This is a genomic window from Brooklawnia sp. (genome assembly GCF_032229645.1).
Taxonomy (GTDB): Bacteria; Actinomycetota; Actinomycetes; order Propionibacteriales; family Propionibacteriaceae; genus Brooklawnia.
On record NZ_JAVTWX010000072.1, the window covers coordinates 28,712 to 38,011 of the forward strand.

The window sequence follows — 9,300 nt, forward strand, 5'->3', positions numbered from 1 at the left end:
GTCCGAGAGTTGCACCGAGGGCTCCCAAGAGACCCGTCGAGGGCGTATCGTCGGCTGTGAAACATCTATGAGCCCCACCCGTAGAACGACCTGCGCCGATGTCCAGGAGGCTATTTCTCCAGTCACCACCTCAATCAACTAAGGTTTCCCTTAGTCTCATGCATTCATGACCCAGGCGGAGGAGCCCGCAACGATGACGTCGTTCAATCTCGCCATCACCGTCGGTTCACGCTGTGTGTCCGCGGTCACCGCCCACACCGGCAGCGAAGGTGTGGTTGTCGAGCAGGTTGGGCTCGGCGCGGCAGGTACTGCGCCGTCGATCGCGGTCATCAACTCCTCCGGCGAACTGGTTTTCGGCGATGCTGCCGAGCACTACAGCGCGGCACAACCACAGCGAACGATCCGTGACCTGCAGCAACGAGTCGGCGATGATGTCCCGTTGATGGTGGGCGGGCGGCTCCTGGACGCTGCTCAGGTCTATGCGCAACTGATCGCCTGGGTGGTCGAACGCAGCACCGAACAGCTCGGAACCCGACCGTGCGGCGTGACGATCGGACATCCAGCCGACTGGGGCGAGTACCGGTTGGGCCTGATCGCCGTCGCTCTGGCGCAATCGGGGGTCGACGGATTCGACTTCATGGCGCTGCCGGACGCGGCAATTGCACAGTACGAAGTGTCGTCGCCGCTGAGTCCCGGAGAGCTGATCGCCGTCTACGACTTGGGTGGCGATGGGCTCACCTGCACCGTATTGCGCAAGGAGCGCGACGGCGGGCTCACCCAGCTCGGCTCACCGGGAGGCCTGAGCAGTCTGGGCGGAGCCGATTTCGACGATCTCGTCTTCGGCCATGTGCTGCGGGTTTCCGGTCTGGCGGCGTCCGGTATGGACACCCGAGATCCGCTGGTATCTAGTTGCCTGGTGCGGTTGCGAGATGCGTGCACCCTCGCCAAGGAGCAACTCTCGAGCGAGACGGCTGTGACCATTCCGGTGGTGGTGCCTCCACTCGACAAATCGGTGCGTCTGACTCGGTCCGAGTTCGAGCAGATGATCGAACCGGCGCTCGACCGAAGCATCGATGCCCTGGACGAGACGCTCGAACGGGCCGGTATCGAGGCCGACCGGCTCCAGGCGATCTGCCTGATCGGAGGCTCCTCGAGGATCCCGCGCATCGCCCAGCGATTGTCCGAGGTGCTCGACCGGCCGATCGTCATCGAGGCCGATCCGCGGCTCTCCGCTGCGTGCGGAGCAGCGCGCAGCGGGCTTGGGTTGGCGGAGCAACGCGCCCAAGCGATGGCTTCGTTGCCTGACGAGCCGGAGGCCGATGGCGAAGCCGACGTCCCGCACGGCGAGCCGTCGCGACGGCCGGCCGGCAGGCCGGGCTGGTGGCGCCGCAAGCGCGGCGGCCTGATGATCGTCACCGCCGCATTGGTCACCCTGCTGCTTACCGGTTCTTCGGCGGCGATGTCTGGGTCGGCAGACCAGTCCGGTTCAGGACCGTCTTCGTCGCGTCCCGATTTTTGGCCCGGACAGTCCACACCCGCCGAGGACGAAGCAGCCGATCTGTCGGATCCCGCCGCGTTGAGCCCTGCCGAGGCCGCATCCGCTACTGGCACCGCGGGCTCGCCGCCGGACGCGGGAACAAGATCCGGATCAGCCGCTACCGCCGGCGCGAACCTGCCTGAGGACGAGATCGTCGATGAATCCGACGAGGATCCGACCACGCGCACCGCCGCGCCCGTCCAGCCTGGGCCGGAAGAACCGGAGCCCGAGGCCCAACAGCCTCCCGTCGACACGCCACCCGCTGAATCGCCGACCGAGCCCACCGATCCCGAACCGACCGAGACCGCTCCGTCCATCCCGTCCCCACCCGAATCTGGAATCTGAGCATGACCACCGAGGCTCAACGCGCGTCCGCGTTCTCGTGCGCTCGTCAGGTTGCGCAAGTGATCGATATGGTCGTCGGCTCGCAGATCCCGCGCGTCCTCGTCATCGGCACCGCTCGGTCGGGCAAGAGCACTCTGCTGCGCGAAATCTCCAGAATGCTCGCCGATCTGGACATCGGCGTCACCGAGTATCGACGGGGCGTCGGCATCTCAGCGGTAGCCACCTCCGATGTCTTGGTGATCGACGATCTGCAGGAGCTCAGCCCTGAACAACTGGACGAGGTCGCCGCACGCTGCTTGAATCCGGAGGCCAGCCTGATCGCTGCCAGCAGACCATGGCCGCGCCCGGATGCCCTCACAGCCATTTGGCGCCAGCTGCAACGGGAAGCTCCCCCGGTTGTGCTGGGTGTCGTGTCGCGGGCGGACGCACTGGCGAGCCTGGAGGCCAGGGGACGCGCGATCGACGACGCCTGCCTGGCGCAGATCCTGACCATGACCGGCGGCATCAGCTGGCTTGTTCTTCGTGCACTGATCCTTCATGATCCACGGGATTGTGACAGTGACCAGGATCATGCCCCGTTGCGGCGGTTGCTCGAAGACGAGATCGCGCAGCAACTCAGCACCACCGATGAGCGGCTTCGCCGACTGGTGGAACTGGTGAGTTTCGACGCACCAGCAACTGTGCTGCTGGACGAACCCAGATCCAATAGCACGATCGACGCCTTGATCACACAGGGTCACGCGGAAGGCCTCCTGCTGCGCAATGGCGAGACGGTACCCATCGTCCGCGCGGCTGTGCTGGCCGCCACACCCGCACACCGGCTGGCGAAGCTCAAGGCGCAGGTCACCGGCAGCGATGATCCGCGCCCCGATGAGGGCCACCCGAGCGGATGGCTTCAGCAGGCGGCCGACGCCTGGGCCAGCGGAGATCCTGATCTGGCAGCCGGTTTCGTCGAGCGGGCCGAACTGGCCGGCGACCATCCGGACTCGGATGCGGCGACCGATCTGAGGGCGGCGATCTGGGCCGAGCGGGATATGTCTGTGATCAGCAGCGACAGCTATCTCGCGCGCCCCCCGAGCAGTATCGAATCTCAGATCCGGGCGATGGTGGCTCACATCGGTGCCGGTTTGGCCGATCGGCTACAGACCAATCGTCCTGGTCAACTGGCGACCACGACCCTCGGGGTGGCGCTGCAATTGTTCGACAGCGGGCTGCGCCATTCACTCGACCGTCAGCCACCGCCGACCACGCTCGGCACCCTCGTGCAGGCATCCGAGCTGTATACGGCATCGAGGACCACCGACCCGATAGCCGAGTTGCCTGCCATCGTCGCGGCCGCTGTAGCAATCGGGTCCGGAGATCTTTCCACCGCCAAGTCGGTCATCGACGCCGCGATCGACGGCGGACAAGGTGGCTCGCTCGCTCGACCGCGGCTGCTCGGCTGGCGCGCTGACTTGGCCATCCGCAGCGAGCAACCACAACAGGCACGCGATGCACTGGCCGAAGCCGACGAACTCGTCCCCGCCCGGTCGACGCGCACCCGGCTCTTCCTTGAGACGGTGCGAATCACGTTGGCCAGACGATTCGACGACATCCACAACCTCGAAGCCGCGTGGGCGGGGGCTCGAACGCTAGCGCGGAGCGCGCACAGTTCGCTGTATTCGCTGCTCGCCCTCGGTTCGCTGATCGACGCGGGAGCAAGGCTCGGTGAGTCCCAAACCCTGGCGCCTTACTTAACCAAAGGTCTAGAGATCACTCGGCAATTAGGTGATCCTCCGTTGTGGGCGAGTCATCTGTGGTGGGCTGGCATCCAGCAGGGGATCCTGCTGAACAAGCCCGCATCGCTGGCGCCTTATGCCCAAGCCCTGGTTGCTGCCGCACCGCATAGCCCGGTGGCGGCGGCGATGGCCCAGGCGGGCGCCGCGTGGATGGCAGTGCTCGGCGGCAGGATCGATGTGGACGCGGTCGAAGAAGCGGCCGGTGGCCTGGCGGCCGCCGGGCTGCCTTGGGATGGCGCACGGCTGGCAGCGCACGGCGCCGGCAGACTGCCCGACGATCGGAAGGCGGCAGCACGGCTGATGGCGCGCGCTCGCGAACTCCATCCACCGGATGTCACCCGCCAAACGACCGTAAAGTCCCAGCCCAAGCCGGCTCCGGCTCATCGCGGCGTGCAGTTGAGCGACCGGGAGCACGACGTGGCGGTGCTGGTCCTCGCGGGCAAGACCTACGCCGAGATCGGCGAGGCCATCTACATTTCGCCTCGCACGGTCGAACACCATGTGGCCAGTATCCGACGACGGCTGGACGCGACGTCACGCTCAGATCTGATCGCCAAACTGCGCCTGACCATCGGATCGGACGGCGCGACTCCATGAGGTCACCAGTCGATCCCGTAGCGCTCATTGCGCACAATGGGGGCAAACCCCCATGCGGTGGGCTAACCCACGTCATACGCTCAAGACTGACCTTCACCCATGAGACAGGAGCCACGACATGACCACTGCTTTGGCCACTATCGCCGATGCGCTCATCGAGTTCATCCTGAGCCTCTTGCGCGACCCAGCTGCGGCCGCGCAATTTGCCACGGAACCCGAGGAGATGCTGTCCGACGCAGGACTATCGGGTCTGTGCGCCGCGGATGTCCGCGCTGTAGTACCGGTCGTCGTCGATCGGCCCGACGTGGTGCAACGGCCCGTTGTGTCGCAAAGCGCGCCGATGGCCCCCAACTACCCGGGTCCTCAGCAATCTGCTCCGGCCTACCATCCTGCTCCGTCGGTGCAACAGTCGTCGAACACGGTCGTTGAAGAGATCACGAATGTGACCAACAACTTCGCGATCGACGCTCGCAGCACGATCATCGACCAGTCGGTCAATCAGAACATCTGGGCCAATGGTGATGTCACCCAGATCTTTGACCAGGAAGCCAACGTGGCCAGCGGTGACGGCTCGATTGCAGCCGGTCAGAACGTCGTCATCGATGAGTCGGAGACCACGATCACGACCGGCGATGTCGCTATCGGCAATACAGATATCACAAACGAGATCTCCGATTCGTTCAACGATGCATCGACCACCACCCAGGTTGATGTCGTGGTCAACCCCGTCGACCAGCTGCCACCGCCAGACGCCCTCGGCGATGCCGCAGCTGTCAGCGACGATGTCTTGTCCGCTGTGGCCCCGCTGCCGGACGATGCCTCCGCACCGATCGCCGATGTGCTGGCTCCTGCCGACCCGGATGCGGGATCGCTGGCAACCGAGTACGAGGACTCCGGCACCGTGCTCTATGACCCGGCGGGCTACGACATCGACGGACTCGGCGATCAGTAGCAGATATCGTCGTGACGATGGTTGACAAGAACGAACAGGACAGCTCCGGCTCAGCTGCGGCCGTTACGCGGATCCGTACCGCGAAACCGACGCAGCCCAGGCCGGAGCGTCCCCCTGTGCTCAGCCCCAACGCGCCTCCGGTACTGGTGAAGCTCTCGCCACCCCTTGGCGTGCGGGCCTGCCAGTTCATGTGGGTCCTCAGCTTCCTGCTGGGCGCGATCGCGGTTGTCTTCTACTTCGTGGTGCGCGAGGATCAACTGCCGCTCATCGTCGAGACGATCCGTGGTGTGCAATCCGATCGTCCGGACGAGACCTATGACAAGGCTGCCGATATCGTCTACTGGTCGGTCTTCGCCGGGATGCTGGCATTGTTGCTTGTCCAGATCACGTTGCTCATATCGTTCATGAACCGTAAACCGGGGGTGCGCTGGTGGCAGTTCTTGACACTCCTGTTCCAGGCGCTGTTCTTCGGGCTCGGCCGCGAACTGGTGACCGGAGGCGAACACGGCGAACAATTGCAGCAGCTACTGGCAGGTCAACTCGTCTCGGTGATCTTGGCTCTGCTGCTGAGCAACCTACCCGGTGCCATGGCTTGGTCAGCCCGCCGTCGCGACGTGCGTAAGATCTTCCCGGGCTCTGCTGGGCCCGAGATCTGACGCGATCGTTTCCAAGCTGCGAATCACAACACGGCTGACATCCGCGCCCCGGCGGTTGAGCATCGGCGACTGCCCTGCGCTTCGCCACAGATCGATCTCCGTCAAGGCCTTCGCACGGAGTTCCTGGGTGGTCGCGTCGAGCGGCATCCCAAGTCTGGTCGCCGCGTCCAGTCCACTTCCACCGGTGATCCGGACGGCTGCGTCCGTCTCGCCAGGGGACAACCCAAGCCCGGTGACCCGTGCCGAGGACAGCAGCGTGAGCTCACGCAGACCGTGGGCATTGGCGCGGATCTGTTCGATTCCCGCAGCTATCGGCTGGGTACCACTGCGCGGCCGCTCGCTCACCAAGTGCTCGAGGCGGTCAATGACTCCCCTGGTTTTCAAGGTCGCAGCCCGGGACTGGAAGTGCAGTTGCACGAACTCCTCCAATTCGACCAGTCCGCTGTGCTGGACGAGTTGAGTGGCCAGCCGGGTGGAGTCGTCGGCGCCGGCCCTGATCAACGATGTCGCCAGCCGCACACCGAATAGACCGAACCGTGCCAGCAGATCCTTGCGCTCTCGTTCTCCCAGCCGCAGCCCTGCTGCCGGCCGGACGAAGCGGTCGGCTGAGACGAGCAGCCGCTCCCGCACGGGTCTGTCAAGCGCGGCCAGTTCACGGAAGGCCATGAACTCGGTCTCGCGCAGCGTCCGGGCGCCTTCGGCGAGCAGTCCGGCCACCGGCACCACACCCAAAGCCAGCGAGGCCAACTCTCCGTCACGTTCATAGCGCAGCGCGACCTTGCCCGCCGAGAGCAGCGAGTCGATGCGTCCCGAGCCGATCTCGTCGGCCCGGGAAAGCACGGTCACGGCATTGACGGTCTGCGATGCACCGGCCGCGGTGTCGCGGAACGCCTCCAGGAACCCCAGATCCGAGGGATGCAGATGGCGCAGCAGGTAGACAATGGCGTCCGCCTCGGATGGGGCGTCGTTGGGCGTCAAGAAGTCGAGTGAACGCGCCGAGATGTTCTGCGAGATCGACGCGATGCCCGGTGTATCGATCAGGATCAGCGACTTCAGTGCAGGCGCCGGCCAGGAGATGTCGATGTGCTCGACGTCATCGGCCGACAGCTCGCCCAGATCGATCGCCAGCATGCCCCTTTCACGGCGCACCGGCAGCCGTCGGGCCGGACCATCGTGAAGATGCACTGTGATCGACGGCGTTTGCGAGTACCGGTACCAGGTGACGGTCTTGGTGCATTCGCCGGCGTCGGTGGGCGCGATCTGTTCGCCCAGGATCGCGTTCAACAGCGTCGACTTGCCAGCCTTGACGATGCCTGCGATGGCCAAGCGTAGCGGGTCGGTGAGCCTTCGCTCCAGGGCATCAAGCACCGCCAGCGCCCTCTTGTCGCGGGCATAGATCCCGCGGGCGGTTCCGATCAGCGCAACGGTGTCGGCGAGTTCGTCCTCGCTCACCGTGTCACCTCCTGCTGAACACGGGCCGCCGGTAGCGCCTGCAACGCAGGCAGGCCCGATCGCAGCTGATCCAGTTGCCGAAGCCGTGTCTGCAGGAGAGCCACCCGCTTGTCCTGCTCGTCGCTGTAGGAGCCGGCCGCCTGCTTGGCCGCCATCACCGAGTCTGTGAGCGAGCGGTGCATTTCGTCGGCGATGGCCGTGAAGTGGTCGCGTGCGGTGCGTTGGACGACCCGTAGCCGGTCCTTCAGCTGCTTGGCCACCTGGAAGGTCACCTCGTCGATGTAGCGGCGGACGATGTTCTTCGCCTCGAACCGGCGTCGCATCAGCCGATTGCCCATGTCCTCACGATAGGCCCGGCGACCGACCAACACACCGGCCAGCAACGACAGCGGGTTGATGAGGCTCAGTCCGATCAATCCGGTGGCCAGACCCACCATCAGCACCCCGCCGTAGGAGCCACGAACTCCGATGTAGATCTTCTCGGTGGCGCTGAGCTGCCCAGGGTCGAATTCGGGGAGCTCGTCCACTGGATCGAGAAGGCCGTCAATCGCGGCCACCTCGATCACCGGAAGCTCGCGCTCCTCGGCGAGGAAGAGTTCGCCGATCTCTTCGGTCAGCCACTTGGAGCGTTCCTCGGTCCACACGAAGGTCTCAGAGATCGCCGACGCCACCCGCTGATCGATCCACTCGGTGATCTGATCCCAGATGGGGCCCGGATCACCCTCGTCGATCGCCTGTTCCGCCTCCCGTTGGACGCGCCGCAGCCGATCTCGCAAGTCGTGTTCCATGTCGGAGATGAGGTCTGCAATGCCGTCGGCCAGCGCAACCTGCCAGCGGGACGTCACGCTGCGGAACTCTTCGGCCTTGGCTCTGGCGTTTTCCAGCTCGGCGATGAGCCGAGGAGTGTCCTGCGGGTGCATGATCGCACTGAGCTCGGTTCGCACCGAGATGGTCATCTGCTCCATGGCGAAGCTCATGTCGTGCACCGCGCTACGAGTGCTGAGGACCTCGGCGTGCTCGACCACGCCACGACGCAGATGCGAGACGAGAGCGGGGAATCCGGACTCGCTGTTCAATTCGCGGTCCTGCTGGGTCGCGGCGAGCAGCCGGAGGTCACTGGACACCGCGAAAATCGGCAGGTCGCCGATCTGCTGGAGGTGGCCTCGATCGATACGTTCGATGGTCCGCCACTGCGGATAGAGATCGGTCTTGGCAAGTACCGCCGCGACATTCGGGCAGATCCGCAGTGCATGCCTCAGTAGCTGCACCTCGGGCTCGGTGTACTCCTGGGAAGCGTCCGAGACCAACAGCACGGCATCCGCGGACGACAACGCCGAGAGAGTCGCCAAGGCCTTGGTGGAGTCCAATGAGCCCACCCCGGGTGAGTCCACCAGCCGCAGGCCACCTCGCAGCAGCTCGCGTGGCAGCGAGACCTCCGCCGTCACGATGTGGCGCTCGTTGCCCGGATTTCCCTTCTCCGACACGTAGTCGGCCAGCTGGTCGATCTGGACGGTCTGCCTGATGATCTTGGCCTGGTCCTGCTCCGCTTCCTCGGTGCGGGTGACCACCCAGGCAGCCGGTTGCTCGCCGTAGCCGACCGCTGTGGGAACACTGGTGGCGATGTCGTCGTCTATCGGGCAGACCGGTGCGTTGACCAGCGCGTTGATGAGTTTGCTCTTGCCTTGCTTGAACTCTCCGACCACGACCACCCGCACGTTCGGGTCCTGCAGGCGCGCGCGTGTCTGCACCAGACGCTGCACCAAATCGCTTCGCCCCGTGACGGTCGCGAATTGGCCTGTCTGCTCAACGAGCCTGAGCAGTTCAGGACGCGCCGGCAGCGGGTCTTGCTGAGGCTTGCCGGCTTTCGCGGTGTGCTTGGGCGGTTCGGGCACGGCGCGGCGCGGTACCTCGTCCGGTTTGCCGGCTGCTGGGCGAGCCGACTCGGCCTGGTTGGTCATCTTCGCTCCTCGCGCTCGGTGCTTT

6 protein-coding genes are annotated in these 9,300 nt (G+C 65.2%); 4 read left to right on the plus strand and 2 right to left on the minus strand.

The annotated features are described in order from the left end of the window. Positions 1-193 precede the first annotated feature (193 nt). From AAFP05_RS05035 to AAFP05_RS05050, 4 genes are all read left to right on the plus strand, one after another. Positions 194-1,882 (plus strand): Hsp70 family protein, encoded by a 1,689-nt coding sequence (locus AAFP05_RS05035; protein WP_341728758.1) that lies wholly within the window; start codon positions 194-196, stop codon positions 1,880-1,882. A gap of 2 nt (positions 1,883-1,884) precedes the next feature. Next, entirely contained in the window at positions 1,885-4,257 is a 2,373-nt protein-coding gene (locus tag AAFP05_RS05040) for a LuxR C-terminal-related transcriptional regulator (RefSeq protein ID WP_341728759.1), read from the plus strand. Between the two features lie 118 nt (positions 4,258-4,375). Further along, on the plus strand, positions 4,376-5,209 hold the full coding sequence (locus AAFP05_RS05045) for an IniB N-terminal domain-containing protein (RefSeq protein WP_341728760.1): 834 nt from the start codon (positions 4,376-4,378) through the stop codon (positions 5,207-5,209). 17 nt (positions 5,210-5,226) lie between these two features. Further along, positions 5,227-5,865: a hypothetical protein gene (locus AAFP05_RS05050; protein ID WP_341728761.1), complete on the plus strand. Its 639-nt coding sequence runs from the start codon at positions 5,227-5,229 to the stop codon at positions 5,863-5,865. On the opposite strand, the gene AAFP05_RS05055 is transcribed toward AAFP05_RS05050, so the two are convergent. Both AAFP05_RS05055 and AAFP05_RS05060 read right to left on the minus strand, forming a co-directional pair. Further along, complete coding sequence (locus tag AAFP05_RS05055; RefSeq protein ID WP_341728762.1) at positions 5,806-7,317, minus strand: dynamin family protein; 1,512 nt, start codon at positions 7,315-7,317, stop codon at positions 5,806-5,808. The genes AAFP05_RS05050 and AAFP05_RS05055 overlap by 60 nt on opposite strands. Then, positions 7,314-9,275 carry a dynamin family protein gene (locus AAFP05_RS05060; protein ID WP_341728763.1) on the minus strand — a complete coding sequence of 654 codons (1,962 nt, stop codon included), beginning with the start codon at positions 9,273-9,275 and terminating at the stop codon, positions 7,314-7,316. The genes AAFP05_RS05055 and AAFP05_RS05060 overlap by 4 nt, the downstream gene beginning before the upstream one ends. Between the last annotated feature and the right edge of the window lie 25 nt (positions 9,276-9,300).

Coding starts and splice junctions, on each gene's coding strand:
- AAFP05_RS05035 (WP_341728758.1), top strand. CDS start 194: ATGACGTCGTTCAATCTCGCCATCACCGTCGGTTCACGCTGTGTGTCC.
- AAFP05_RS05040 (WP_341728759.1), top strand. CDS start 1,885: ATGACCACCGAGGCTCAACGCGCGTCCGCGTTCTCGTGCGCTCGTCAG.
- AAFP05_RS05045 (WP_341728760.1), top strand. CDS start 4,376: ATGACCACTGCTTTGGCCACTATCGCCGATGCGCTCATCGAGTTCATC.
- AAFP05_RS05050 (WP_341728761.1), top strand. CDS start 5,227: ATGGTTGACAAGAACGAACAGGACAGCTCCGGCTCAGCTGCGGCCGTT.
- AAFP05_RS05060 (WP_341728763.1), bottom strand. CDS start 9,275: ATGACCAACCAGGCCGAGTCGGCTCGCCCAGCAGCCGGCAAACCGGAC.